The organism is Neopararhizobium haloflavum (assembly GCF_002750855.1).
Lineage (GTDB): Bacteria > Pseudomonadota > Alphaproteobacteria > Rhizobiales > Rhizobiaceae > Georhizobium > Georhizobium haloflavum.
Genome location: NZ_NWUC01000002.1, coordinates 1 through 24166 on the forward strand (window position 1 = coordinate 1; position 24166 = coordinate 24166).

27 protein-coding genes are annotated in these 24166 nt (G+C 63.7%); 25 read left to right on the plus strand and 2 right to left on the minus strand.

The genetic code is table 11. The features are described from left to right. The first annotated feature begins 93 nt into the window (after positions 1 to 93). The 3 genes from CN673_RS04355 to CN673_RS04365 all read left to right on the plus strand — a co-directional run bounded on the left by CN673_RS04355 (position 94) and on the right by CN673_RS04365 (position 2031). Positions 94 to 939 carry a DUF932 domain-containing protein gene (locus CN673_RS04355; RefSeq protein WP_099865077.1) on the plus strand — a complete coding sequence of 282 codons (846 nt, stop codon included), beginning with the start codon at positions 94 to 96 and terminating at the stop codon, positions 937 to 939. A 308-nt stretch (positions 940 to 1247) separates the two neighbouring features. Then, complete coding sequence (locus CN673_RS04360; RefSeq protein ID WP_081876353.1) at positions 1248 to 1463, plus strand: transcriptional regulator domain-containing protein; 216 nt, start codon at positions 1248 to 1250, stop codon at positions 1461 to 1463. A gap of 46 nt (positions 1464 to 1509) precedes the next feature. Then, positions 1510 to 2031, plus strand: coding sequence for a DUF2285 domain-containing protein (locus tag CN673_RS04365; protein ID WP_030092756.1), 522 nt, complete (start codon positions 1510 to 1512; stop codon positions 2029 to 2031). Positions 2032 to 2069: 38 nt separating this feature from the next. Here the strand turns inward: CN673_RS04365 and CN673_RS04370 are convergent, their stop codons facing one another. Further along, positions 2070 to 2357 (minus strand): DNA -binding domain-containing protein, encoded by a 288-nt coding sequence (locus tag CN673_RS04370; protein ID WP_030092757.1) that lies wholly within the window; start codon positions 2355 to 2357, stop codon positions 2070 to 2072. Between the two features lie 470 nt (positions 2358 to 2827). On the opposite strand from CN673_RS04370, the gene CN673_RS04375 reads away from it, so the two are divergent. The 9 genes from CN673_RS04375 to CN673_RS21075 all read left to right on the plus strand — a co-directional run bounded on the left by CN673_RS04375 (position 2828) and on the right by CN673_RS21075 (position 9760). Further along, positions 2828 to 3097: a helix-turn-helix transcriptional regulator gene (locus CN673_RS04375; RefSeq protein WP_030092758.1), complete on the plus strand. Its 270-nt coding sequence runs from the start codon at positions 2828 to 2830 to the stop codon at positions 3095 to 3097. Continuing rightward, a complete protein-coding gene (locus CN673_RS04380; RefSeq protein ID WP_030092759.1) occupies positions 3098 to 4138 on the plus strand; it encodes a replication initiator protein A in 1041 nt (346 codons plus the stop codon). Then, entirely contained in the window at positions 4135 to 4788 is a 654-nt protein-coding gene (gene parA, locus CN673_RS04385; RefSeq protein ID WP_030092760.1) for a ParA family partition ATPase, read from the plus strand. Before CN673_RS04380 ends, parA begins: the two co-directional genes overlap by 4 nt. Next, entirely contained in the window at positions 4785 to 5039 is a 255-nt protein-coding gene (locus CN673_RS04390) for a hypothetical protein (protein WP_030092761.1), read from the plus strand. Before parA ends, CN673_RS04390 begins: the two co-directional genes overlap by 4 nt. Further along, positions 5036 to 5554: a DUF2840 domain-containing protein gene (locus CN673_RS04395; RefSeq protein ID WP_030092762.1), complete on the plus strand. Its 519-nt coding sequence runs from the start codon at positions 5036 to 5038 to the stop codon at positions 5552 to 5554. Before CN673_RS04390 ends, CN673_RS04395 begins: the two co-directional genes overlap by 4 nt. After that, positions 5551 to 6108 carry a S26 family signal peptidase gene (locus CN673_RS04400; RefSeq protein ID WP_030092763.1) on the plus strand — a complete coding sequence of 186 codons (558 nt, stop codon included), beginning with the start codon at positions 5551 to 5553 and terminating at the stop codon, positions 6106 to 6108. The genes CN673_RS04395 and CN673_RS04400 overlap by 4 nt, the downstream gene beginning before the upstream one ends. A gap of 36 nt (positions 6109 to 6144) precedes the next feature. Continuing rightward, a complete protein-coding gene (locus tag CN673_RS04405) occupies positions 6145 to 6477 on the plus strand; it encodes a DUF736 domain-containing protein (protein ID WP_030092764.1) in 333 nt (110 codons plus the stop codon). Positions 6478 to 6480: 3 nt separating this feature from the next. Further along, on the plus strand, positions 6481 to 7383 hold the full coding sequence (locus CN673_RS04410) for a lytic transglycosylase domain-containing protein (RefSeq protein WP_030092765.1): 903 nt from the start codon (positions 6481 to 6483) through the stop codon (positions 7381 to 7383). An 871-nt stretch (positions 7384 to 8254) separates the two neighbouring features. Then, positions 8255 to 9760 carry a DUF3363 domain-containing protein gene (locus CN673_RS21075; RefSeq protein WP_503128220.1) on the plus strand — a complete coding sequence of 502 codons (1506 nt, stop codon included), beginning with the start codon at positions 8255 to 8257 and terminating at the stop codon, positions 9758 to 9760. Between the two features lie 6 nt (positions 9761 to 9766). Here the strand turns inward: CN673_RS21075 and CN673_RS04420 are convergent, their stop codons facing one another. Next, positions 9767 to 10846, minus strand: coding sequence for a LysR substrate-binding domain-containing protein (locus CN673_RS04420; protein ID WP_245409785.1), 1080 nt, complete (start codon positions 10844 to 10846; stop codon positions 9767 to 9769). On the opposite strand from CN673_RS04420, the gene CN673_RS04425 reads away from it, so the two are divergent. The 13 genes from CN673_RS04425 (at position 10833) to trbJ (ending at position 24163) form a co-directional block, all read left to right on the plus strand. Then, positions 10833 to 12014: an MFS transporter gene (locus CN673_RS04425; RefSeq protein ID WP_030091834.1), complete on the plus strand. Its 1182-nt coding sequence runs from the start codon at positions 10833 to 10835 to the stop codon at positions 12012 to 12014. The two genes, CN673_RS04420 and CN673_RS04425, sit on opposite strands and share 14 nt — an antisense overlap. A gap of 68 nt (positions 12015 to 12082) precedes the next feature. Then, positions 12083 to 12844 carry a glucose 1-dehydrogenase gene (locus tag CN673_RS04430; RefSeq protein WP_030091833.1) on the plus strand — a complete coding sequence of 254 codons (762 nt, stop codon included), beginning with the start codon at positions 12083 to 12085 and terminating at the stop codon, positions 12842 to 12844. 214 nt (positions 12845 to 13058) lie between these two features. Beyond that, entirely contained in the window at positions 13059 to 13643 is a 585-nt protein-coding gene (locus CN673_RS04435) for a CGNR zinc finger domain-containing protein (RefSeq protein WP_081876279.1), read from the plus strand. Continuing rightward, on the plus strand, positions 13624 to 14472 hold the full coding sequence (locus CN673_RS04440; protein WP_081876278.1) for an alpha/beta fold hydrolase: 849 nt from the start codon (positions 13624 to 13626) through the stop codon (positions 14470 to 14472). Before CN673_RS04435 ends, CN673_RS04440 begins: the two co-directional genes overlap by 20 nt. Positions 14473 to 14474: 2 nt before the next feature. Beyond that, a complete protein-coding gene (locus CN673_RS04445; protein ID WP_030091831.1) occupies positions 14475 to 15452 on the plus strand; it encodes a DMT family transporter in 978 nt (325 codons plus the stop codon). 185 nt (positions 15453 to 15637) lie between these two features. Then, positions 15638 to 16537: a LysR family transcriptional regulator gene (locus CN673_RS04450; protein ID WP_198585894.1), complete on the plus strand. Its 900-nt coding sequence runs from the start codon at positions 15638 to 15640 to the stop codon at positions 16535 to 16537. Between the two features lie 154 nt (positions 16538 to 16691). Beyond that, positions 16692 to 18677 (plus strand): conjugal transfer protein TraG, encoded by a 1986-nt coding sequence (locus CN673_RS04455; protein ID WP_030091829.1) that lies wholly within the window; start codon positions 16692 to 16694, stop codon positions 18675 to 18677. 10 nt (positions 18678 to 18687) lie between these two features. Beyond that, the gene (locus CN673_RS04460) at positions 18688 to 19149 is read left to right on the plus strand and encodes a ribbon-helix-helix domain-containing protein (protein WP_030091828.1); all 462 of its coding nucleotides are present in this window, start codon (positions 18688 to 18690) and stop codon (positions 19147 to 19149) included. Between the two features lie 144 nt (positions 19150 to 19293). Continuing rightward, positions 19294 to 20277 (plus strand): P-type conjugative transfer ATPase TrbB, encoded by a 984-nt coding sequence (gene trbB, locus CN673_RS04465; RefSeq protein ID WP_030091827.1) that lies wholly within the window; start codon positions 19294 to 19296, stop codon positions 20275 to 20277. Next, positions 20274 to 20606 carry a TrbC/VirB2 family type IV secretion system protein gene (locus tag CN673_RS04470; RefSeq protein WP_030091826.1) on the plus strand — a complete coding sequence of 111 codons (333 nt, stop codon included), beginning with the start codon at positions 20274 to 20276 and terminating at the stop codon, positions 20604 to 20606. Before trbB ends, CN673_RS04470 begins: the two co-directional genes overlap by 4 nt. Further along, complete coding sequence (locus CN673_RS04475; protein ID WP_030091825.1) at positions 20606 to 20887, plus strand: VirB3 family type IV secretion system protein; 282 nt, start codon at positions 20606 to 20608, stop codon at positions 20885 to 20887. Before CN673_RS04470 ends, CN673_RS04475 begins: the two co-directional genes overlap by 1 nt. A gap of 10 nt (positions 20888 to 20897) precedes the next feature. Then, a complete protein-coding gene (trbE, locus tag CN673_RS04480) occupies positions 20898 to 23390 on the plus strand; it encodes a conjugal transfer protein TrbE (protein WP_030091824.1) in 2493 nt (830 codons plus the stop codon). Beyond that, positions 23387 to 24163 carry a P-type conjugative transfer protein TrbJ gene (gene trbJ, locus CN673_RS04485; RefSeq protein ID WP_030091823.1) on the plus strand — a complete coding sequence of 259 codons (777 nt, stop codon included), beginning with the start codon at positions 23387 to 23389 and terminating at the stop codon, positions 24161 to 24163. The genes trbE and trbJ overlap by 4 nt, the downstream gene beginning before the upstream one ends. Positions 24164 to 24166: the final 3 nt, after the last annotated feature.

The following is a 24166-nucleotide window of genomic DNA, read 5'->3' on the forward strand; positions in this document are numbered from 1 at the left end:
TCCGCCCTTGCGCCTTGCACCCCCCGGTCTCGGCGACGGCCAGGGTTGCAGCGCAGCGCTGCGCTCCAACCCAGACCCATAAGGATCAAGATCATGACCTATCATCACCTTGCCACCCGGTTCGGCCGCAACAGCCATCAGATCAGCGGGCGCGAAGCGCTCGACAACGAGGCGCTTTATCGGCACGTCCCCTCGATCTTCGCCCGCGAGGCCCATGACAGCCGGTCGGAGCGTTACGTCTATGTTCCCACCATTGACATTGTGGAGGGGTTGCGCCGGGAAGGATGGTTCCCGTTCTTCGCCGTGCAGTCGGTCCCACGCGACGGCAGCCGCCACGGCCACGCCAAGCATATGCTGCGCCTGCGCCGGGATGACGGCATCGGCAAGCAGGAGGCGGCGGAAGTCATCATCGTCAATTCCCATGACGGAACCAGCAGCTATCAGATGTTCGCCGGAATGTTGCGTTTCGTCTGCACCAACAGCCTAGTGGCGGGCGAGCGGTTCGAGGACGTGCGCGTTCCCCACAAGGGAAGTATCCAGCATGACATTATCGAAGGCGTCTATACCGTCGCGGAGGACTTCCCCCGGCTGATCGACGCCAGCGAGACCATGAAGGAAATCCAGCTTGGCGAAGATGAGCGCCGCGTTCTGGCGGAGGCGAGCCTTGTCGCCCGCTACGGCGAAGAAGAAAGCCCCGTTCGCCCGGATCAGATCATCCAGCCGCGCCGCCGCGAGGATGTCGGGCAAAGTCTTTGGATGACCTACAACACCATTCAGGAGAACATGATAAGGGGCGGATTGCATGGACGCCGCCAGACTTCGGACGGCCGTATTCGCCGCAGCCAGACCCGCGCTATCAACGGCATCGACCAGAACGTGACCCTCAATCGCGCGCTCTGGACGCTGGCCGAAGGCATGCAGCGCCTCAAGGCCCGATGACCGCCAAGCCGTAGAGCCGGAAAACCGGCTCTACGGATTTCCGCTTTTCAGGCTTTCAGATTGCCCAATTTTTCGCCGATCCGGCTCAGCGGATCGGCGGTGCGGCCATGCCGGGGACACGGCCGCCGCTCGCCGGGCTAGGCCCGGCTCGCGAATCCAGATAACCACTGTTAAGACAAAAATAACTAAGGAATTTATCGAGTTACCGACACCACTTATACCCTTGGCGCAGCTACAGTCGCCGCCTGACATCCAGCAGGCTTCCAGTTCGGGTCTGCCTTGTGCGACCCGCCATTGGGAGAGACGCCATGCTTAGCATCGACTGGCGTGTTCCGGCGGCTTACAAGCACACCAAGAATTTGCCCGCCGCCGGTTTCGCCTGGGAATATCTTCGTCGCAACGATGAGTATCGCCATGACTTCAACGCCATTGCCCTGACCGGAGAACCCGGCGCGCGGCAATTGGAGCGGTTCGCGCAGCGCTGGGGGTTGCGATTTCGCAAGCGACCCCGACGCATCGCCTGATAGCCATACCCCGTTCTGGTCTCCGCGCCTTCAGCCGCAGGCGGTCATGCTGTCGCCTGTCGAACAGGAGGCCGTAGAAACCGAGCCGCTGGTCGCTCTCGCCCATCTCGATGGTCTCGATCTGCGCCGCGCCGCCGATGGCTGGCATGGCGTCTGGCAGGTGGGCAACGTCGCGCACCAGTTCTGGTTGCCGGACGCGGTGCCCGACGCCGCAGCCTTCTATGCCGTGACCTTGCCGATGGATTCATTTCTGGAGCTTCGCGCCCATGCCGCACGCCGTCTCTGGCGATCTCTCACCCGGCGACCGCCGGGACCGCCTATCGGCATCCTTCCCGACCAGCTCCGGGAATGGCACATCCTGTCCCTGCGCGCGCTTGATGCTCGTCTGCGCGGTGAGAGCTATCGCGCCATCGCCGAAGTCCTGCTCGGCTTCCACGGCACGAAGGAGGATTTCGAAGGCGATCCAGCCAAGAACAAAGCCCGTCGCCTCGTCGCCCACGGCATCAGGATGATGCGCGGCGGCTATCGCCTGCTGCTGCATTATCCGATCAAACCCGGCAAAACCTGAATCCAGCCAGTATTTGCGGTTGCCGACGATACCGAGCGTCACGCCTTATTGGCGGCAGCCTGTTCCAAAATCCGTTTGTAGCCCTCGCGTGAGAGCCATTGTGCCCGTTCCAGATGGCTTTGCCAGCATCGCCGTGTCCGCAGTTCTTCGGCGACCGGATCGCGGTGCAGCACGATTCGCGCCACTTCCTTCCAGTCCGCATTTTCGGCCTTCGCATCGAGAAGGCGCAGATAGGTCACGAAATGCCGTTCGTCATAGGTGGTGATCTCGTCGCCAGTCGGCGCGATGTCGTCCACATCGGGATCAAGTTCGACAGGAACCCGCATCGTCATTCCCCTTTCTTCAGAAGAGTGCCTGCGGTGCGCCCCCGCAGATAAGACTCTCTGACTCCTGGTGATCGGGGAGTTCGAAACCGTGACTAGACGGCCCCATGGCCTTTAGCTCGGAAAGCCTGTTGTATACGCCACAGGCTCCCCGACCATAGGTCAAGGAGTGCGTTGCCGTTACGGCCGGCAACAACCACTAGTCAGGGGTTTCGACGCCCCGGAGCAGCGCGTCTGCTCCGCTTTCACCCTTAGCCGATGCGTGCGCAATTGTCTTGACCGAATCCGCGCCGCAGGCGGTGAAACGCTGAAATATCTCGCCTTTTCCGGCTGACTATCACCCGTCAGGGGGTGCCGCCAGCGCATAGGCGCAAATGCGGCACGCTACAGGCCGCCGATCCCTCGCCATCGTTCGCCACAGCCCGCTGTCGCTTCGGCAGCCGCCTGTCTGACGAATTACGAGGTGATTCCCCATGGCCGTTCGCAATCCGGACCTGCCACCGCGCCTTTTGCGCACAAAGGAAGCCGCACGCTTCCTCGGCCTGTCCATCCGCACTTTAGAAAAGCACCGCACCTATGGCACCGGCCCGACCTACCGCAAGATCGGCGGCCGCGTCCTCTACGCCCTGCGCGATCTGGAAGCATGGAGCGCCATCGGCACCCGCAAATCCACCAGCGACAAGAATACCGGCACGGTCTTCGCCGCTCGCCCGCTGACGCCGCAAGAGCGGGACGAACTGTAAATGCTGCGCGACGACGACCCCAGACCCGCACAGCCGAGCGAAGACAGTGAGCGCACCCGCCTGGACCCGTTCATCGTGGCGACCGGCGACGCCGCCCCGCGCGACCAGCGCGATTTGATGGAACGGCCCTTCTTCTCGCTGGCGAAGCGCCCCCGCACCACGCCGATCCTCTACCGGGCCGCCGATGTCGAGGTGCAGGTATTCGCCATGCCCGAACATGGCATGGCGACGATCTGGGACGCCGATGTGCTGATCTGGGCCGCTTCGCAGATCGTCGCGGCCGGGAACAACGGCATCCCCACGTCGCGGTTCTTCCGCTTCATGCCTTATCAGCTTCTGCGCTCGATCGGACGAGCTACCGGCAATCGGGAATATCTGTTGCTCAAGGCCGCGCTTGCGCGCCTGCAATCCACCGTCATCGCCACCACCATCCGCAACGGCAAGCATTGGCGGCGGCGGCAATTCTCATGGATCAACGAATGGGAAGAGATGACGACGCGCGCCGGCCGCGTCGAAGGCATGGAATTCGTCCTGCCCGAATGGTTCTACAACAGCGTCAGCGACCGCTCGCTGGTCCTGACCATCGACCCGGCCTATTTCCGGCTGACGGGCGGGATCGAACGCTGGCTTTACCGCGTCGCCCGCAAACACGCCGGGCGCCAGCCCGAGGGCTGGGCGTTCGAGATTTCCCACCTTCATCAGAAATCCGGCAGCGCAGCGCGACCATCCGACTTCGCGCTCGACCTGCGGCGGATCGCGGCTCGTCAGTCGCTGCCCGGATACCTGCTCCTGACCGAATGGGAAGACGGGCGCGAACTGCTGCGTTTTCTGCCCGAAAATCTATCCACAGTGCCTGTGGATAACCATGTGAATCCTATCGGGACATTAGGCGCACGCAGTATCGGGACATTAGGCGCAAATCGCACGCCGGACTCTATAGAAGAATCTAACAAAGAATCTAACTCTTCTTCTTTGACGCGCGCGCACGCGATCCATGGTGCCGGTGCCAGTGCTGGTTCCGGCCACCGAGGTGCGCCATGATTGTCGCGCTCCTCAACCAGAAGGGCGGCGTCGGCAAGACCACGCTCGCCCTGCATCTCGCCGGAGCCTGGGCCGCTCAGGGACGGCGCGTCATCCTGATCGACGCCGACCCGCAAGGCTCCGCGCTCGACTGGTCGCAGACGCGCAGCCATGAGGGCCTGCCGAGGCTGTTCAGTGTCGTCGGCCTGGCCCGCGACACCTTGCACCGCGAAGCCCCGGAGCTGGCGCGTGACGCCGATCTCGTCGTCATCGACGGGCCGCCCCGCGTCGCCGGTCTCATGCGCTCGGCGCTGCTCGCCGCCGATCTGGTGCTGATGCCGGTGCAGCCGTCCCCCTTCGACGGCTGGGCCTCGGCCGAGATGCTGGCGCTTCTGAAGGAGGCGCGCATCTACCGGCCCGAGTTGGGGGCGCGCTTCGTGCTCAACCGTTGCGGCGCGCGCACCGTCATTGCTCGCGAGACGGCCGAGACGCTGGCCGACCACGATCCGCCCTTGCTCGCCGCCACCATCGGCCAGCGCGTCGTCTTCGCCGATGCCGCGCAGTCCGGGCGGCTCGCTTCCGAGATCGACGACGGCAGCCCGGCTGCGCGCGAGATCGTGGCGCTGGCCGCCGAGATCGACCGTCTCGGCGTCGGGAGAGCTGCTCCATGAGCCGCGCTCCCCGCAAATCCGACTTCGCCTCCCGGCCGGGCAATGCCGAAAGCTGGGTCAGGGCGGCCGAAGCTCCGCCAAGCGGCAAGGCGGCCGGCGAAGCGTTCACCGCCCGCCTGACCATCGACATCACGCCCGAACTGCGCGGGCGCATCAAGGTCGCGGCGTTCCGGCGCGGCATCACCGTCGCCGACATGCTGCGTGACCTGCTCGCCCGCGAATTTCCAACCACCGAAGGAGATCCGACATGACCGGCAACGCGGCCCGCCGCTCGCACGGCCGTCCGTTGCCGGACGGGCCTGCGCCCTTCACCACATTGGTCGAGCTGACCTTCGACAAGCGCAAGGTCGAGCGCTGGATACGCTTCGGCCGCAAGAGCTACGAACAGATCATCGACCGCCGCCGCAGTATCGTCGGCTTCTCGCCCGAGAGCGTCTTCGCCTTCGTCCGCTGGGCTTCCGGCGAACATGGCACTGTCGTCTCACGCATCGACATCGTGCGCGCCATCGGCCGCGGCGAACCCTTCCAGACGCTGCCCTTCGTGCGCCCCGGCGGTGACATCCTGTTGCGCCTCGATAGCTGGGGGAAGGTTCAGCGCGTGCTGGCCGCCATCGACGCGGTGGAGGCGCTCGGCCTCGATCCGGCCGACGCCGCGCCGGATCACTGGCGGCACGTCCACAACCGGCTGATCGCCGGTCTGGAACCACATGCCTACACGCCGGAGCGACATGCGGCGTGGATCGGGCGTCGGAGGATCGCGCCATGACCCGGTTCGGCTACGTCATGGTGACGTATTTCGCGGCGATGGGCGTCGCCATCGCATCGTTCATCCCAACGCCCACCAAACTGATCTGGAACGCCACGGCCAGCGCGCCGATCGGCTTCTACACCGTCGAGCCGGGTGACCGGATCGAGGTGCCCGAGCTGGTCGCCGTGATGCCGCCCAAGCCGCTCGCCGACTTCATGGTCGGGCGCGGCTATGTCGGGCGCGGCGTGCCGCTTCTGAAGCGCGTCCTCGGCCTGCCGGGACAGCGCGTATGCCGCGTGCGATCCACCATCACGGTGGACGGCGTGGAGATGGGCAAGGCACTGCAACGCGACCGGATCGGCCGCGAATTGCCCATCTGGCAGGGCTGCCGCGTCATCGGCGACGGCGAAATCTTCCTCATGAATTGGGAGGTCCAGGACAGCCTCGACGGCCGTTACTTCGGACCCATCCCCGCAAGTTCCGTCATCGGCCGGGCGCTGCCGCTCTGGACCGATGAAGAAGGCGACGGCCGCTACGAATGGCGCGCCCACACGCAATGGCCGGCGCTCTGAAGCGTCACTTCACCCCAAACCACAAGGAGACTGACCATGCCTGACAATATCTTTGAATCCACCGCCAACGGCTATGCCGGCCGCGTCCGGCTGTTCGGCATCGATGAACCCATCGTGCTCGTCGACATCGAGCCGGGCGACGCCGACAATGCACCGGCCTGGCGCATCCACCTCGACGACGAGGACGGCCCGGAGATCGGCGCCGCGTGGAAACGCAACGGCGAACGCGCCGGGGATTACATCGCGCTGGAGATCGACAGCCCGCTTTTCGGCGCGCTGTTTCGTCCGGCGCTGTTCCAGGCCGGCGATGAGGGTCGCACCTACCGGCTGTCGTGGAAGCGGCAGAAGCCCCGCGAGGATCGGAGCTGATCGGTGCGCGTTCCGGCCATTCCTTTGTTCGCGGAAAAGCGGGCTCATTCCTTCGTCCCGCTCGACCGCAGGACGGCCGGCGCGCGCAGCGAAGGTCAGGGGCGGCCAACGGCCGGCGCTTCGCGCGCACCCTTGACCGCAGCGAGCACGCTGGCAGGCTGGCGTCGTGGCGGAGACAGGGCAGGATCGCTCTGCGCCGTTTTCCTGCTGGCCGCGCTGCTCGCGCTTGGCATGGGACCGACCGTTGCGGTCGCACAGACCGCGCCGGTCGCCCGCGTCCTCGCCGCCGATCCCTATGCCGGCTTCATCACCGAAGCCTCGCAGCGTTTCGGCATTCCCGAGCACTGGATTCGCGCCGTGCTGCGCGCCGAGAGCGCGGGCGACGTGCGCGCGATCTCCTCGACCGGGGCGATGGGATTGATGCAGGTGATGCCTGACACCTGGGCGGGCCTGCGCGTCCGTCATGGCCTCGGCCGCGATCCCTACGACCCGCGCGACAACATTCTGGCGGGCGCGGCTTATCTGCGCGAAATGTGGGATCGCTACGGCAATGTCGCGGCGATGCTCGCGGCCTACAATGCCGGTCCCGGCCGCTACGATGACCATCGCGCGACCAGCCGCGCCTTGCCCGCCGAGACACGCGCCTATGTCGCCGCGCTCGCGCCGGTTCTCGGCGGCGCGGTCGTATCCGAAACGCCCGCGCCAGCACCAGCGCCGCCGCCCGACTGGCGCGCGGCTCCGCTGTTCGTTGCGCGCTCGGCCGACACGCGGACTGCCGCCGCGCCGTCGTCGGACGTGCAATCCGGCGGCACTCGCGCAACCGTTCCGGTGCGGGATGCCGCCGACACGGAGCCGCAGGACGGCAGCATTTTCGTGGCTCGCGCCGATGACGGGGGAGCGCCATGAGGATGGCGTTCCCGCGCTTCGTGCGAGCCGTTCCGGTGTCCAGTCATGCGGGGTTTCGCCTGGCTGGATTCCGGGGAGGAAGGGCAGAAAGGGAAGGAAGTGCGGAGGGCAAGATAAAGGAACATGGCACCACGTCGCCAATGTTCTGGAAATTCTTGTTGTCTGCACACTGGTTAGGGGAACCGCGAGCGGCACCCTGTTTTTGGACGGCGCGTGCCGTGATCTTGCGCAAAGCCTTGGCTTTGCTGGGTTTCGACCGGCACCATGGCCGCCGATCACCCGATTTTCGTGGATTCAGGCCGGAGGCGCGTCCATGAGCGCCGACGACGAGAACCGCTTCCGGGTGAAGCCCGGCCGCATCCGGTCCGACACGCCGAAGGCGGGCAAGGCCAAGAGCTTTCTCACCCAAGCGAAGAAGCTCGCCCGCCAGCATAGCAACGCCCATCCCAAATATTCGTCGCGTCTCGGATCGCGCTCGGCGGGGAAGTCGCCCGCCGGGGGCGGCAAGGCGCCCCGCGCGACTGGCGGTCCCGGCGTCCGGCGAGGCCGTGGCGCATCCTTTGTCCGCGCCCGCACCCTGTCAGGCGGCTGGCGTCATAGCGCGCCCGGCATCCGGCGCGTCGTCGTCAAAACCCGCTACGTCCAACAGGCCGGCAAGAACGGCAAGGCCGCCGCCCATCTGCGCTACATCCAGCGTGACGGCACCTCGCGCGACGGCGAGCGCGGTCAGCTCTATTCGGCCAACGAGGACCGGGCCGATGGCGACGCCTTCCTCGATCGCGGCAAGGAGGATCGGCATCAGTTTCGGTTCATTGTCTCGCCGGAGGACGGCGCGGACCTGACCGATCTGACCGCCCACACCCGCGACCTCATGAAACAAGTCGAGGCCGACCTTGGCACCAAGCTCGATTGGGTCGCTGTCAACCACTACAACACCGGCCATCCCCATGTGCATGTCATCGTCCGGGGCAAGGACGATCTGGGCGAGAACCTTGTCATCAATGGCGACTATCTCGCCAACGGCATTCGAGAGCGTGCAAGCGAGCTGACCACGCTGGAGCTTGGCCCCGTGACCGAGATCGAGCAGAGCCGCAAGCTCTCGGCCGAAGTCGATCAGGACCGCTTCACCCGCATCGACCGGGCGATGACCGAAGAAGCGGACGAACGGTTCCTCGACCTGCGCCACGAACCCGACGATCCGCGCCGCCAGTTCAACCGGACCCTGCGCCTGCGTCGTCTCGCCAAGCTGGAGAAGATGGGGCTGGCCACCGAGCACGCGCCCGGCGTCTGGGAAATGAGCGAACGCATGGAGCCGACCCTGCGCGAGTTGGGCGAGCGCGGCGACATCATCCGCAACATGCACAAGGCGCTGAAGGCCGATGGCCTGGAGCGCGATCCCATGACCTTCCATATCCATGACGGGCCGCCCGAGACTCCGATCGTTGGCCGCGTCGTTGACAAATATCTGACCGACGAGATGGGCGAGAACCTGACTATCGTGGTGGACGGCATCGACGGCCGCACGCACCATGTCCCCGGCATTGACCCGGCTCGCGTCGAGGATGCGCGGATAGGCAGCGTGATCGAGATCGGCCCGGCCGAAACGATGGCCCGACCGTCCGACCGCACCATCACGGCCATCGCCGAGGATGGCGTCTATCGGCCGAGCCGCCATCTGGAGCAGGCGAAGTTTGAGGGCCGCGTTCCCGGCGGCGACTATGAAGCCTATGTCGATGCCCATGTGCGCCGGCTGGAGGCGCTACGCCGGGCCGGGATCGTCGAGCGGATCGACGCCGACCAATGGCGTATCCCTGAAGACTTCGAGAACCGTGCGTCCGCCTATGATGCCGGCCGCAATCGGCAGGCCAGCGTGCGCGTCCTCTCCGCCTTCGATCTGGAAAAACAGATCGGCGCTGACGGCGCCACCTGGCTCGACCGGCGCATGCTGGCGAACGACGCATCGGATCTCGCTTCGACCGGATTCGGCCAGCAGGTGCGCGAGGCCATGGACCAGCGGCGCGACCATCATATCGAACATGGCGACGCCACCCGCCAGCAGAATGGCCGCGTCTTCTACCGACGCAACCTTCTCGCCAACCTGCGCGAGCGGGAGGTGGCCCGCGTCGGTGCAGAGATGGCCGAAAGCAAGGCGCTGCCGTTCCGCGCTGCCACAGGCGGCGAAACCGTCAGCGGCAAGTTCACTAGCACCGTGCAGCTAACCAGCGGCAAGTTCGCGCTCATCGAGAAGAGCCATGAGTTCACGCTTGTCCCGTGGCGGCCGGTCATCGACCGTCAGCTCGGCCGCGAAGTCATGGCCATCGTGCAGGGCGGATCGGTCTCATGGCAGCTTGGACGGCAACGTGGGCTTGGATTGTAGTGCCTTCTATTCGGCTGCTTGGCCAAATTCCGCAGCACCCTTTTTCATGCCACGCGCTTCGTGGATCAGCCAGTCAACGAAACCTCGAACCAAGTCTCCAGGATCGGCTTGACGGGGGATAACCGCGACATAGCCCGTTCTCGGCACCCGAATGTCTGGCAGAGGCGTCATCAGCCTTCCGCTGGCAATGTCGATATCAAGCATGGGAAGCGGGCCGATCCCGATGCCAAGCCCATCTTCCACCGCCTGGCGGGCAACGAAGAAGTGGTCAAATGTCTGACGCGACAGTCCGGCGAGATGCTGGAGTTCTGCCGCTTCAAGCCAGTTCACCCAATCGCCGGGACGCGTTTCACTAGCAAGCAGCGTATGTCCCTCAATTTCCGCAGGCTTGAGGATTGGGCGCTCGGCGAATAACGCGGGGCTCATGATCAACGTATCCACGTCGTCCAGCACCGGAACGACATGGTGTTGGGGCCAGATATCATCCCGCGCAACGCCACGCCGGATCGAGAGATCCACGCCGCCGCGCAACTCTTCCTGCACGCAGGACACGGTCGTGACGACGACTCCGACATGCGGGTGATCGGCATGATAGCGACCGAGCCGGGGAATGAGCCAGCGCATCGCGAGGCTGGTCGGGGCGCTCACGCGCAGGATGCGGCGCGCGTTCGGGCGGCCGCAGGCTTCTGCTGCGACAGACAGACGGTCGAATGAAAGCCCGACCTCTGCGGCGAAGATTTTCGCTGTTGGCGTAGCGACCATGCGGCGACCATCCCGCACGAACAGCTTCTGCCCCAACCAGCCTTCCAATACGGCGATCTGACGGCTCACCGCGCCATGGGTGAGGCCGAGTTCAGCTCCCGCCTCTGCATAGCTGCCTGTCCGGGCAGCGACTTCGAATATGCGCAGGGCATTTAAGGGAGGAAGATGGCGCATGTTGAAACCGTGAGAAAAGCGAACGATATGCGTGAGCAAAACCATACTAGTCGATGAAATCTCACACGTATACCGTCGAATGACAAGTTGGCCAGACATGGCAAGGTAAACAGCATTCCGGGCAGAACAGTGAGAGATGAACCGCAGCAATCGATGGAATAATCAAAAACGTAGCCTTGTCGGAGCGAGCCTCACACATGCCTTGCATGATGGTTACACAGACTCCCTCTATGCCTTCATGCCGGTATGGCAGGCGCAGTTCGGGCTGTCCTATGCGGCTCTTGCCGTTATCCGTGCCCTCTATTACGCGACCATGGGCGGGCTTCAGCTACCTGCCAATCGGCTCCTTAGCGGTTGGTCGCCACGCGCAGCGCTGATCCTCTCCACAGCTATCGCGGTAGCCGGCCTTGTGATCATGGCTCTGCCACTGGGGCTGGCGGGGCTCTGCGTCGGCCTCGTTGTGGCCGGCATTGGGTCGAGCATTCAGCACCCGCGTGCGTCTCTGCTTGTGACCGAAAGTTATGGGGATGCCGCGCGACGCCCTCTCGGTATCTATAATTTCGCGGGCGATCTCGGAAAGGCCATCTTGCCGGCGCTTGTCGCATTGCTGCTGACGGTTCTTACCTGGCGACCAGTGCTGGGACTGATGGCGACGCTCGGGGCCGCTTTGATGTTCACCCTGGTTCGGCTGGTGCCGCCCGTTTCTGCTGCCACCGAAAGCAAGAGACAGCGGACCATCAGCCGCCGACGCAGCGGTTTTCGTATTCTCACAGTGATCGGCGGCTTCGATACCGCCACCCGCATGGGGTATCTGCTGTTTCTTCCCTTTCTTGTTCAGGGACGCGGTGGTGGCCTACCGACGGTTGGTGTCGCACTTGCGCTACTGTTTATCGGTGGCGCGTTCGGGAAAGCAGTTTTCGGCGGCCTTGGAGTAAGGCTGGGCGTCGTCAGGACCGTGATGGTGGCCGAGGCCATGACCGCCTCGCTGATCGTCGCGACGCTGTTCACGCCGCTGCCCTTGACGCTCATCCTGTTGCCGCTGCTCGGCGTTGTTCTCAACGGCACATCGTCGGTGCTCTACGGCACTGTGCCTGAACTGTCGGACGGCGATACAGGTCGAGCTTTCGCAATCTTCTATACGAGCGTTATCGGCTCCGGGGGTCTCGCCCCGATCCTTTATGGGGCAATCGCGGATCACAGCAGCCGAACGGTCGGGGTTCTTGCGGCGGCCGCCACCGCGGTTTCGATCATTCCGCTTGTCCTGGCGCTAGGCTCCCATCTGCGAAGCCCGGCAGCCGACGCCACAACTGTCGCATAATTGACTGACCCCAAATAACCGACCGGCTCCTGACCGGCCTCATTCAACGCCCTGAGAAAGGCCAGAAAATGAATACCGTTTTGCAGGCACCCCTGATGTTGATAACCGGAGGAAGCCGTGGCGTGGGTGCTGCGACTGCGCGGCTGGCCGCGGCCAAAGGCTATAATGTCGTCATCACTTTTGTTTCCAATGAGGCTGCGGCTCATGCGGTCACAGCCGATGTGGAAGCCGCCGGGCGCAGGGCTTTGGCCGTGCGGGCAGACAGTGCCGACCCCGAGCAAATCACCCAGCTTTTCTCCACGATCGACCGGGAGTTTGGCCGGATCGATGTGCTGGTGAACAACGCCGGGATCATTGCACAGCAATCCCGGCTGGAAAATCTCGGCTTCGAGCGTATGCAGCGGATATTCGCGGTCAACGCGATCGGTCCGATGCTCTGCGCCCAGCAGGCGGTCAGACGGATGTCCACCCGCCACAGCGGGCGGGGTGGTGTCGTGATCAACATTTCGTCGGCATCGGCCCGGCTCGGTAGCCCGAACGAATATGTCGACTACGCCGCCTCGAAGGGTGCTCTCGAGACATTCACAACCGGCTTCTCCAAGGAAGTTGCGCGGGAGGGAATACGCGTCTGCTGCATTCGCCCCGGCCACATCTATACCGAGATGCACGCCAGCGGCGGAGAACCCGGACGGGTGGATCGGGTCAGGGACACGATTCCCATGGGAAGGGGTGGTCAGCCCGAAGAAGTCGCCCGCGCGATTGTGTGGCTGGCGAGTGACGAAGCGTCTTTCATCACCGGTACATTCCTGGACGTCACCGGCGGCAAGTGAACGACGAAGCTGTGCGCAAGCTGCTGGCGCGCCCTGTCGCGTGCGCCGCAGGCGACGTGAACGAGTTCGCGGCGACAGTGCTCCCATAGGCGGCGTAGCGTGGAAGTGGCTCCGCACGTCGTAGTCAGGATGTCCGCGTGCAGGGATTAGTCGGCAGGTGACGCTCGGATAAAGAAAACTTGATAAACCTAACAAACCGGTTTATACGGTTTGTATGATCAACGTAGATGAATTCCGATTCAATTCCGGCCGTCTTGCTCTGGATCTTCCGGCAACCGTCCGTCGTAGGGCTTCCGAGCCGCAAGACGTGCTGGCGCCATCAGGCGCACCGGCTCGCTGGCTGCGCGACGCTGGTCTGAGCCAAGAGTTGCTGGCGCTTTCCCCTGAGCAGACATCTGACCTTGAGACGCTCCGGGAAGCGATATGGGCGGTTGCCGATGCGGCTGCCGCCGAGCGCGATTTGCCCGCAGAGGCGGTCGCAACATTGAATGAAATGGCGGCACTGCCATTGGCGGTGCCGAAGCTCGATGCGAGGTCGGCAACCGTGAAGCTGTTTGCCGACGATCCATTTCAGACAGCGCTCGCAACAATTGCGAGGGATGCAATCGATCTTCTCGGCAGCCCGCTACGAACACGCATCAAGGCGTGTGAGCAGCCTGACTGCCGAATGCTCTTCCTCGACTCATCCCGCAGTTCCCGGCGGCGCTGGTGCTCGATGGATCGGTGCGGCAGTCGCGCTAAAGGCGAAACGTTTCGGCAGAGGCGAAGAAAGGACGGCCATGAACATCCCGCCACTTAAGAGCAATTTTGTAGCCGTCGGTCCCTATCGACTGTCGATGGCTCGGGCAGGTCAGGGACCATCGATAGTACTTCTGCATGGAATACCTACACATGGTTTTCTCTGGCGCGAGGTTGCGCCTCGTCTCGTGGAAGCCGGCTTCGAGGTTACTGTCTTTGACCTTCTCGGCTACGGCGACTCCGATAAGCCGGTTGACGCCGATCTCGGCATTGCCGCCCAAGCGCGCTACATCGTTGATGCCCTTGAAGAGGTCGGTTGGCGAGGCGGATACATCGTCGGCCATGACATCGGCGGCGGGGTCGCCCAGCTGATAGCCCTTGCAAATCCGAACGTCATCGCTGGTCTCGTTCTTATTGACACAATCGCCTACGATTCCTTCCCGGAACCCGGCATTGCGCGTCTCAAAGAGCCGGCCTGGGATGATATCCTCACTGCGCCAGACTTCGACCTGAAGAAAGGGTTCGCGAAAGGACTGACGCGCGGGATGGTTCGTGCCGACCGAGTGACGACAGCGCTGATTGATGCCTATGAGCGTCCTTTTAGAGGGGTTGAAGGACGCGGGGCCTATCTCCGCGCAGCGCGAGCGCTCCGTACAGAAGACCTTACATCCCGGATGGGTGCGATCGAGACTCTGCCAGTTCCCACCATGGTTATATGGGGCGAGCGCGATGTTTTTCAGTCCGTTACCTATGGTCAGCGACTTGTGGAAGCTATGCCCAACGCTCGCCTTGAGATCGTCGCCGACGCTGGACACTTCCTACCGGAAGACGCGCCCGAATTCCTTGCAGAACTCATCACGAAATTTACCACGTCCAGCCAGGGAGCGTAATCATGCCCACGCGGACGCGACCTGCGCCGGTATCTCAAGTGCCATTCTTTATAATACTGATTGCATCCACCTTTCTGATGGGGTCCAGCTTCGTCGCAGGGAAAATCCTGATCCAGCAGGGTTTCGACCCCATGATTCTGGTGGGATGGCGCTTCCTTGTTGCAGCACTCGCCACCCTCCCTTTGGTCCTCCTCGACAAGGGTAACCTCAGACAGGTACTTTTTCCGCGCCGAGCTAGCCTGCGTGATATTGCTCTGGTGATCCTTATTGGGCTGGTCCAGACGGCAGCGGTCATGGGCCTGCTCTTCTGGGCAATGCAGTTCGTGTCCGCATCGACCGCCGCCATTTTACTTTTCACCAATCCTATCTGGGTTGCCGTGCTGGGCCGTTTCTTTCTTGGCGAAACACTTCATCGTGGAAGATTGACCGGGCTTGTCCTCGGCGTCATCGGCGTCGGACTCGCCATTGGTCTTGGACCAGACATGCTTTCCGGTGGCGACACTTTGCTCGGTGAAATCATCGGTATTGCATCCGCCCTCTGCTGGGCGACAGCTACGATCATCAACAAACGCGCCAATCTGCCGTTTGGTCCATGGGGGCTGAGCTTCTGGCAGATGCTGATCGGCTCCCTCGCTGTCTTGGGGCTTGCATACGGTACAGGCGAGCACTGGCCGGCATCCGTCACGAGGGAGCAGTGGGGATGGTTCTTCTGGCTCGCAATCCCCGCCTCAACAGGCTCCTTCGGTTTGTGGTTCGTGGCGTTGAACAAGGGGGGCGCAACGAAGACGAGCGGCTTTCTGTTCCTGGCCCCGTTGTTCACGGTGATCCTGTCGTATTTCATACTTGGCGCCACGCTCTCCTGGCTCCAGGCCTGCGGAGGCATTCTGATCGGCATCGCATTATGGCTGGTCAACAGCGAAATTCCCGCGAGAAACCGCCGCGAACGCCGCGATGAAGTAACTGCTGAGGGGCAGCCGTGATGCGCGAATCCAAAGTGACCGCATGTCGTTGGACTCGTAGCTGCAACAGCCTTTCCTTGTTCAAGAACTCCGCTTCCGCCGCTGAAGTGTGACGTTTCAGCTCGGCGGTAAACAACATGCGAAGGAGGCAGAGAAAAGAACCGGAAATAGCTTCTCGCCTTTCAATCCTTCGAAGCCATGTCCCGATGGTTGCCCTGATCCAGACTCTCGCTGTCGCGGAATATCTCAGTTTCCACCGTGCCGCTCTGGCGCTGGGCACTAGCCAGTCGAGCGTGAGCGCCCGGATCAAGGCGCTGGAAACTGACCTTGGAATCGTCCTCTTTGACCGCAACACGCGCGGCGTTCGGATGACCGAAGCCGGACGCCGTTTCGTCGATCAGGTCAATGACGCCATGGGTATTCTCGACCGGGCGATCAAGACGGCCGGGATGCATGCGCGCAGCGAGCAAGGTGATATTCGGATCGGCGTTCATGCCCTCACGGCAGGGTGCTTCCTGGATCTTCTACTGGAACGCTTTCACGATAAGCATCCGGGCATTCGTCTACACATCACCGAAGGCACGGCGCGGGATGCGCAATTCATGGTGCGTGAAGGTCGGCTCGATGTCGCCTTCATGGCCGGCGCTCACGAAATCTCCGACCTAAACTCCCGCGTCATCTGGCGGGACCGGCTGATGGTTGCGCTGCCATTGAAGCATCCGCTGGCGGAGCTATCGAACGTCGAATGGCGGCAGCTTGCCGACGAAACCTTCCTTATCCGCCACCATGGTACCGGCCCACAGGTGCACGATCTGATCGTGCTGCGTTCGGCCGGAAAATGGCCTGTGCCGACAATTCTGCGTCGTAAGGTCGGGCGCGAGGCGCTGCTGGCGATGATCGCGGCCGGACATGGCATCTCGCTTTTTGTCGAGGACAGCACAGTCGGCAACACAGCGAATGTTATTTTCCTGCCAATCAGTGACGAGCCTGAAACCATCCCATTTTCGGCCGTCTGGTCGCCGAGAAACCGCGACCCGGCGCTTTTGAGCCTGCTCACCTTAGCGACGAAAATGGGCCGTCCACATCCGAAACCTGATTCGCGTTAGTTTGCGGCGAGCAGTGCCGTTATGGTCCCGCCGTGACCCATCCTATTTACCGCCGATAGTATCCGGTCGCCCTATCGCTCCACCTTTATTGTTGATTACCGCATGATTGCCCATTCTCTGATCGGCTCCATCAATTTTGCCGATTGGAGTCTGTATGCGCGGAGGCCGAATACTCTGGGGGCAGATTGCCGTCGTCTTCACCATTGTCATGGTGATGACCTGGGCCGCAACGCAATGGGTGGCGTTTCGGCTCGGCTTCCAGCCCCAGCTTGGCAATCCCTGGTTCGATCTGGCCGGTTGGCCGTTCTACTATCCGCCCGCCTTTTTCTGGTGGTGGTTCTCCTTCGACGCCTATGCGCCCACGATCTTCGTGGAGGGCGCGGCTATCGCCACATCGGGCGGCATCCTCGCGATCGGTGCCGCCATCCTCTTGTCAATCATCCGGGCGCGCGAAGCCCGCAACGTCGCCACTTACGGCTCCGCGCGATGGGCGGAGGACAAGGAAATCCGCACGGCCGGATTGCTCGGCCCCGATGGCGTCGTGCTCGGCCGCTACGACAGGGACTATCTGCGCCATGACGGGCCGGAGCATGTGTTGTGCTTCGCACCCACGCGGTCGGGCAAAGGTGTCGGCCTTGTGGTGCCCACGCTGCTGACCTGGCCGGGAAGCTGCATCGTCCATGACATCAAGGGCGAGAACTGGACGCTGACGGCCGGCTTCCGGGCACAGCACGGCCGCGTCCTGCTGTTCGATCCCACCAACGCCAGATCGTCCGCCTACAATCCGTTGCTGGAGGTGCGGCAGGGCGAATGGGAAGTCCGCGACGTGCAGAATATTGCTGATATTCTGGTCGATCCCGAAGGCAGCCTCGACAAGCGCAACCATTGGGAAAAGACCAGCCACAGCCTCCTTGTCGGCGCGATTCTGCACGTCCTCTATGCCGAGCCGGACAAAACCCTGTCGGGCGTCGCCAATTTCCTGTCCGATCCCCGCCGCTCGGTCGAAGCGACCTTGCGCGCGATGATGGACACGCCGCATCTGGGCGAAGCTGGCGTTCACCCCGTCATCGCCTCATCGGCGCGCGAGCTGCTGAACAAGAGCGAGAACGAACGGTCGGGCGTGCTGTCCACCGCCATGTCGTTCCTGGGCTTGTATCGCGATCCGGTCGTGGCGCGCGTCACGGACCGTTGCGACTGGCGCATCGCCGATCTGGTCGGCAGGCGAGAGCCGGTGACGCTCTACCTCGTCGTGCCACCGTCCGACATCAACCGGACGAAACCGCTGATCCGGCTCATCCTCAACCAGATCGGCCGCAGGCTTACCGAGGAACTGATGCTATCCGGCAAGCGGCATCGCCTGCTCATGATGTTGGACGAGTTTCCCGCGCTCGGCCGTCTCGACTTCTTTGAATCGGCGCTCGCCTTCATGGCGGGCTATGGCCTCAAGTCCTTCCTGATCGCCCAATCGCTCAACCAGATCGAGCGCGCCTATGGGCCAAACAACAGCATTCTCGACAACTGCCATGTGCGCGTTGCCTTTGCCACCAACGACGAGCGCACCGCCAAGCGCGTTTCGGACTCGCTTGGCACAGCAACAGAGATGCGTGATTCCACCAACTATGCCGGCCATCGCCTCGCGCCCTGGCTCGGGCATCTGATGGTGTCGCGGCAGGAGACGGCGCGGCCGCTGCTCACGCCGGGCGAGATCATGCAGTTTCCGCCCGCAGACGAAATCGTGATGGTCGCGGGAACCCCACCTATCCGGGCGAAGAAGGCCCGGTATTTCGAGGATGCGCGATTGCAGGAGCGCATCCTGCCGCCGCCCGAGTTGCCATCCGCACCAGTGGCGAAGCCAGCAACCGACGACTGGACGAGCCGCGTCATCGTCTCGGCGAACAAGCCAGCGACCGGCGCTGCCAGCGGGGCCGAGGGCGATCCCGACAATGCCGGCATCCGTCGCGAGCCGGAATTGCCCGAGCATGAGGAGATCATCCCGCCGCCACCAACGCCCGCCCAGGAGTTCGACATTCTGGACGACGAGCCGGACGTGGACGCGGCCAAGGCCCGCGCGCTGCGCTCGCGGATGCGAATGATCGCCCGGCAGGCCTCGATGAACTCCGATGACGGTATAGAGCTTTGAGAGGTCGCCCATGACGACGCGCACCCGCATGAATGTCTATTTCGACCCGGAACTGCTCAAACAGGTCGAGGCGCTATCGCTGCGCCGACAGGTCTCGAAATCCGCCATCATCGAGGCGGCGGTCGCATCCTTCCTGTCGGGCGACACGTCTGACCGGCTGGAAGCGGCCATGTCGCGCCGCCTGGACAAGATCGGCAGGCAGATCGGCACGCTGGACGAAGATCTCGCCGTGCTCGGCGAGACCCTTTCCTTGTTCGTCCACTTCTGGCTGACGATGACACCGCCGTTGCCCGACAGCGCCAAGCAGTCCGCACGGATCAAGGGGAACGAGCGGTTCGAGGGCTTCATGCAGAATCTCGGCCGCAGGCTGGCGACCGGAGACAGGTTTCTGAAAGAGTTATCGCGCGACATGGATTCGCTTCACGACAGTTCGTCGCAAGATCAGGCCGAGGTCGATGGCCACGCTTCTTAGATTTTCAACCCATCCTATTTGCCGCCGATGGCCGCCGATCACCGCATCCTGCTAGATACTTGTTGAAACGGTCTGAATTCAGGCTCTTTTAATCGACCCCGTTGCGGGGTCCGTCTGTCACGCCCCGCCAGAAATGGGGCCGACATGACTGCACATCACCAGAAACCGGAGGCGATTGCGCGCGGCGCGCGGATGCTGCGCACGGCCCTCGGCGTGTCCATCGCCCGGTTTCTGGAAGACCCAACCGTCATCGAGGTGATGCTGAACCCGGACGGCCGCATCTGGATCGACCGGCTGTCCGAAGGTCTGACCGATACCGGCGAGATTCTCTCCGCCGCCGATGGCGAACGCATCGTGCGGCTGGTCGCACACCATGTCGGCGCGGAGGTTCACGCCCAATCCCCGCGCGTGTCGGCGGAACTGCCCGAGACGGGAGAACGGTTCGAGGGGCTGCTGCCGCCCGTCGTCGCCGCACCGGCCTTTGCCATCCGCAAGCCCGCCGTCGCGGTCTTCACGCTCGACGACTATGTGACGGCAGGCATCATGTCCGCCGATCAGGCCGTGACCCTGCGCGAAGCCGTCGCCGAGCGCGCCAACATTTTGGTGGCAGGCGGCACCAGCACCGGCAAGACCACGCTGACCAATGCGCTCCTGGCCGAAGTGGCGAAGACGCAGGATCGCGTCGTCATCATCGAGGACACGCGCGAGCTGCAATGCGCCGCGCCCAACCTCGTCGCCATGCGGACCAAGGATGGTGTGGCGACGCTTTCCGATCTTGTGCGCTCGTCGCTGCGCCTGCGCCCCGACCGCATCCCCATCGGCGAGGTGCGCGGCTCCGAAGCCCTCGACCTTCTGAAAGCCTGGGGAACGGGGCACCCCGGCGGCATCGGCACCATCCATGCCGGCACCGGCATCGGCGCGCTCCGCCGCCTCGAACAGCTCATTCAAGAGGCTGTCGTCACGGTCCCGCGCGCGCTGATCGCCGAGACCATCGACCTCGTTGCCATCCTCGCCGGGCGCGGTTCCGCGCGCCGGCTGGCCGAACTCGCCCGCGTCGAGGGGCTGGGGCCAGACGGCGACTACCGCATCACCCCCGCAACCCCCACCAACACAGGAGAAATTTCATGATCCGCACGCTTTCGCGCGGCTATCGCTTCGCCGCGACCGCCGCATCCACCCTTGCCATCAGCCTCATGCTTGCCCCGGCCGCCCATGCCTCCGGTTCGTCGATGCCCTGGGAGGCTCCGCTTCAGAGCATCCTTCAATCGATCGAGGGGCCGGTCGCCAAGATCATCGCCGTGATCGTGATTATCGCCACCGGCCTCGCGCTGGCCTTCGGCGACACGAGCGGCGGGTTCAGGCGGCTGATCCAGATCGTGTTCGGCCTGTCGATCGCCTTCGCCGCGTCGAGCTTCTTCCTGTCGTTCTTCTCGTTCGGCGGCGGGGCGCTTGTTTGATGACGGGCGGCCTCGAACAACTCGACGCGGTGCCGGGCTTCATTGTTCCGGTCCACCGGGCGCTGACCGAGCATATCCTGCTCGGCGGCGCTCCGCGCTCCATCGCCATCATGAACGGAACGCTGGCCGGGGCCGTGGGCCTCGGCCTGCGCCTCTGGTTTGTCGGCCTCGCCATCTGGGTCATCGGCCACTTCGCCGCCGTGTGGATGGCCAAGCGCGATCCCCTCTTTGTCGAAGTGGGCCGCAGGCATCTGCGCATCCCCGGCCATCTCTCGGTGTGAGGGTGTGACCATGATGAACCTTGCCGAATACCGCCGCACCGCCAGTCGCCTCGCGGATTTCCTACCCTGGGCAGCACTTGTCGGCCCCGGCGTCGTCTTGAACAAGGACGGCAGTTTCCAGAGAACTGCGAAGTTCCGCGGTCCCGATCTGGATTCCGCCGTCGCGGCCGAACTCGTGGCGGTCGCCGGCCGCATCAACAATGCCGTCCGCCGTCTCGGGTCCGGCTGGTCGATCTTCGTCGAGGCGCAGCGCTCCGAGGCTGCGACCTATCCCGACAGCACCTTTCCCGATCCCGCGTCGGCGCTGCTCGACGCCGAGCGCAAGGCCGGTTTCGAGGAAGCCGGCACGCATTTCGTGTCCGGCTATTTCCTGACTTTCCTCTGGCTCCCGCCCGCCGAGGACGCCGCCCGCGCGGAAACCTGGCTCTACGAGGGCCGCGAGCAGTCCGGCGTCGATCCGTGGGAATTGCTGCGCGGCTTCGTGGATCGCACCGACCGGGTTCTGGCTCTGCTCGATGGCTTCATGCCGGAATGCCGTTGGCTCGATGACGCCGGCACGCTGACCTATCTCCATTCGACCATCTCCACGAACCGGCATCGCGTGCGCGTGCCGGAGGTGCCGATGCACCTCGATGCGCTGCTCGCCGACCAGTCACTGACCGGCGGGCTGGAGCCGCGTCTTGGCAACCAGCATCTGCGCGTCCTGACCATCATCGGCTTCCCGACCGCGACGACGCCGGGCCTCCTCGACGAGATGAACCGGCTGCCGTTCCCGTATCGGTGGAGCACGCGCGCGATCCTCATGGACAAGACCGATGCGACGAAGCTGCTGACGAAGATCAGGCGGCAATGGTTCGCCAAGCGCAAAAGCATCGCCGCGATCCTTAAGGAAGTCATGACCAACGAGGCGTCCGCCCTCGTGGACACCGACGCAGCGAACAAGGCCGCTGACGCCGACATGGCCTTGCAGGAGCTCGGCGCGGATATGGCGGGCATGGCCTATGTCACGGCCACTATCACCGTCTGGGACGCGGACCCGCGCATAGCCGACGAGAAATTGCGCCTCGCCGAAAAGATCATACAGGGCCGCGATTTCACCGCGATGCCTGAAACCGTCAACGCCGTCGACGCCTGGCTCGGCTCGATCCCCGGACATGCCTATGCCAATGTCCGCCAGCCACCCATCAGCACCTTGAATCTCGCCCACATGATCCCGCTTTCGGCGGTGTGGGCGGGGCCGGAACGGGATGAGCACTTCGGGTCGCCCCCCTTGCTCTATGGCAAGACCGAGGGAAGCACCCCATTCCGGTTATCCCTCCATGTCGGCGACGTGGGCCACACCCTCGTTGTCGGTCCGACCGGCGCGGGCAAGTCCGTGCTGCTCGCGCTCATGGCTTTGCAGTTCCGCCGTTATGAGGCCAGCCAGGTCTTCGCCTTCGATTTCGGCGGCTCGATCCGCGCCGCCGCGCTCGCTATGGGCGGCGACTGGCACGATCTGGGCGGCGGACTGACGGACGGAGACGAGGCGTCCGTCTCGCTTCAGCCGCTCGCCCGCATCGACGACACCTATGAACGTGCTTGGACAGCCGACTGGATCGCCGCCATTCTCGGTCGTGAGGGCTTGGCCGTAACGCCCGAGACCAAGGAATATATCTGGACGGCGCTGACCTCGCTGGCGTCCGCCCCGGTCGGGGAACGCACCATCACCGGCCTCACGGTCCTGCTCCAATCCAACGATCTGAAACAGGCATTGCGGCCCTATTGCATCGGCGGCGCTTATGGTCGGCTGCTCGACGCCGAGACCGAACATCTTGGGCATGCGGATGTGCAGGCGTTCGAGATCGAGGGGCTCGTCGGAACCGGCGCGGCCCCGGCCGTGCTCGCCTATCTGTTCCACCGGATCGGCGACCGGCTCGACGGGCGGCCCACGCTGCTTATCATCGACGAGGGCTGGCTTGCGCTGGACGACGAAGGATTCGCCAACCAGCTTCGCGAATGGCTGAAGACGCTCAGGAAGAAGAACGCCAGCGTCATCTTCGCCACGCAGTCGCTATCGGACATCGACGGCAGCAACATCGCGCCCGCCATCATCGAAAGCTGCCCGACGCGATTGCTCCTGCCGAACGAGCGGGCCATCGAACCCCAGATCACGGCCATCTATCGCCGCTTCGGGTTGAATGACCGGCAGATCGAAATCCTCGCAAGGGCCACGCCCAAGCGGGATTACTACTGCCAGAGCCGCAGGGGAAACCGCCTCTTCGAGCTGGGCCTGTCCGAAGTCGGCCTCGCGCTCTGCACCGTATCCGCGAAATCCGACCACAAGCGCATCGCCGGACTTATCGCCGAGCATGGTCGCGACGGCTTCCTTGCGGCGTGGCTGCGCCTGCGCGGCGTCGATTGGGCAGCCGACCTTATCCCCGATCTCACCAATCTTGCCGACCGGACGGAAACCGCCGCGCCGGTCGTGCCGGATGCCCCCCAAGCAGAGGAGACCCTTCCATGATCCGTGTTCCCGTTGCCCGCTTCGCCGGCGCTTCCATGCTCGCGCTGGCGCTTGCCATGCCCGTCGCGCTGTCACCGATGCTGACCAGCCCGGCTCACGCGCAATTCGGTCGTATCGTCTATGATCCGGCGAACTATGCGCAGAACGTGCTGACGGCCGCGCGCACGCTCCAGCAGATCAACAACCAGATCACGTCACTTCAGAACGAAGCGACCATGCTCATTAATCAGGCGAAGAATCTGGCGAGCCTGCCATATTCATCGCTTCAGCAGCTCCAACAAAACGTGCAGCGCACGCAGCAGCTTTTGAGCCAAGCCCAAAACATCGCCTTCGACGTGCAGAAGGTCGATCAGATCTTCCAGACCCAATATGGCAATGTCTCGCTGTCGGCGACCGAAGCCCAACTCGTCACCGACGCCCGCTCGCGCTGGCAGAACACGGTCGGCGGCTTGCAGGACGCCATGCGGGTTCAGGCGGGCGTCGTCGGCAACATCGACACCAACCGCACACAGATGTCCGAGCTTGTCGGCCAGAGCCAGTCGGCGACTGGCGCGCTTCAGGCGACGCAGGCCGGCAACCAGCTTCTCGCTCTCCAGTCGCAGCAGCTTTCCGATCTCGTTGCGCTTCTCGCCGCCAATGGCCGGGCGGGTGCGTTGACCGAAGCCGAGCGTGCGGCAGCAGCCGAACAGGGACGCGAGCAGCGCCGACGCTTCCTCACGCCGGGTTCGGGCTACACGCCCGGCAACGCGCAGATGTTCAACAACGGCAACTGAGGG

Excerpts from the sequence above, each read along its gene's own strand:
- CN673_RS04460 (WP_030091828.1), top strand. The coding sequence starts at position 18,688 with ATGACGACGCGCACCCGCATGAATGTCTATTTCGACCCGGAACTGCTC.
- CN673_RS04425 (WP_030091834.1), top strand. The coding sequence starts at position 10,833 with ATGAACCGCAGCAATCGATGGAATAATCAAAAACGTAGCCTTGTCGGA.
- CN673_RS04435 (WP_081876279.1), top strand. The coding sequence starts at position 13,059 with ATGATCAACGTAGATGAATTCCGATTCAATTCCGGCCGTCTTGCTCTG.
- CN673_RS04360 (WP_081876353.1), top strand. The coding sequence starts at position 1,248 with ATGCTTAGCATCGACTGGCGTGTTCCGGCGGCTTACAAGCACACCAAG.
- CN673_RS04455 (WP_030091829.1), top strand. The coding sequence starts at position 16,692 with ATGCGCGGAGGCCGAATACTCTGGGGGCAGATTGCCGTCGTCTTCACC.
- trbE (WP_030091824.1), top strand. The coding sequence starts at position 20,898 with ATGATGAACCTTGCCGAATACCGCCGCACCGCCAGTCGCCTCGCGGAT.
- CN673_RS04475 (WP_030091825.1), top strand. The coding sequence starts at position 20,606 with ATGACGGGCGGCCTCGAACAACTCGACGCGGTGCCGGGCTTCATTGTT.
- CN673_RS04370 (WP_030092757.1), bottom strand. The coding sequence starts at position 2,357 with ATGCGGGTTCCTGTCGAACTTGATCCCGATGTGGACGACATCGCGCCG.
- parA (WP_030092760.1), top strand. The coding sequence starts at position 4,135 with ATGATTGTCGCGCTCCTCAACCAGAAGGGCGGCGTCGGCAAGACCACG.
- CN673_RS04400 (WP_030092763.1), top strand. The coding sequence starts at position 5,551 with ATGACCCGGTTCGGCTACGTCATGGTGACGTATTTCGCGGCGATGGGC.
- CN673_RS04390 (WP_030092761.1), top strand. The coding sequence starts at position 4,785 with ATGAGCCGCGCTCCCCGCAAATCCGACTTCGCCTCCCGGCCGGGCAAT.
- CN673_RS04450 (WP_198585894.1), top strand. The coding sequence starts at position 15,638 with ATGGTTGCCCTGATCCAGACTCTCGCTGTCGCGGAATATCTCAGTTTC.
- CN673_RS04365 (WP_030092756.1), top strand. The coding sequence starts at position 1,510 with ATGCTGTCGCCTGTCGAACAGGAGGCCGTAGAAACCGAGCCGCTGGTC.
- CN673_RS21075 (WP_503128220.1), top strand. The coding sequence starts at position 8,255 with ATGAAACAAGTCGAGGCCGACCTTGGCACCAAGCTCGATTGGGTCGCT.
- CN673_RS04405 (WP_030092764.1), top strand. The coding sequence starts at position 6,145 with ATGCCTGACAATATCTTTGAATCCACCGCCAACGGCTATGCCGGCCGC.
- trbB (WP_030091827.1), top strand. The coding sequence starts at position 19,294 with ATGACTGCACATCACCAGAAACCGGAGGCGATTGCGCGCGGCGCGCGG.
- CN673_RS04355 (WP_099865077.1), top strand. The coding sequence starts at position 94 with ATGACCTATCATCACCTTGCCACCCGGTTCGGCCGCAACAGCCATCAG.
- trbJ (WP_030091823.1), top strand. The coding sequence starts at position 23,387 with ATGATCCGTGTTCCCGTTGCCCGCTTCGCCGGCGCTTCCATGCTCGCG.
- CN673_RS04395 (WP_030092762.1), top strand. The coding sequence starts at position 5,036 with ATGACCGGCAACGCGGCCCGCCGCTCGCACGGCCGTCCGTTGCCGGAC.
- CN673_RS04380 (WP_030092759.1), top strand. The coding sequence starts at position 3,098 with ATGCTGCGCGACGACGACCCCAGACCCGCACAGCCGAGCGAAGACAGT.
- CN673_RS04430 (WP_030091833.1), top strand. The coding sequence starts at position 12,083 with ATGAATACCGTTTTGCAGGCACCCCTGATGTTGATAACCGGAGGAAGC.
- CN673_RS04470 (WP_030091826.1), top strand. The coding sequence starts at position 20,274 with ATGATCCGCACGCTTTCGCGCGGCTATCGCTTCGCCGCGACCGCCGCA.
- CN673_RS04375 (WP_030092758.1), top strand. The coding sequence starts at position 2,828 with ATGGCCGTTCGCAATCCGGACCTGCCACCGCGCCTTTTGCGCACAAAG.
- CN673_RS04440 (WP_081876278.1), top strand. The coding sequence starts at position 13,624 with ATGAACATCCCGCCACTTAAGAGCAATTTTGTAGCCGTCGGTCCCTAT.
- CN673_RS04445 (WP_030091831.1), top strand. The coding sequence starts at position 14,475 with ATGCCCACGCGGACGCGACCTGCGCCGGTATCTCAAGTGCCATTCTTT.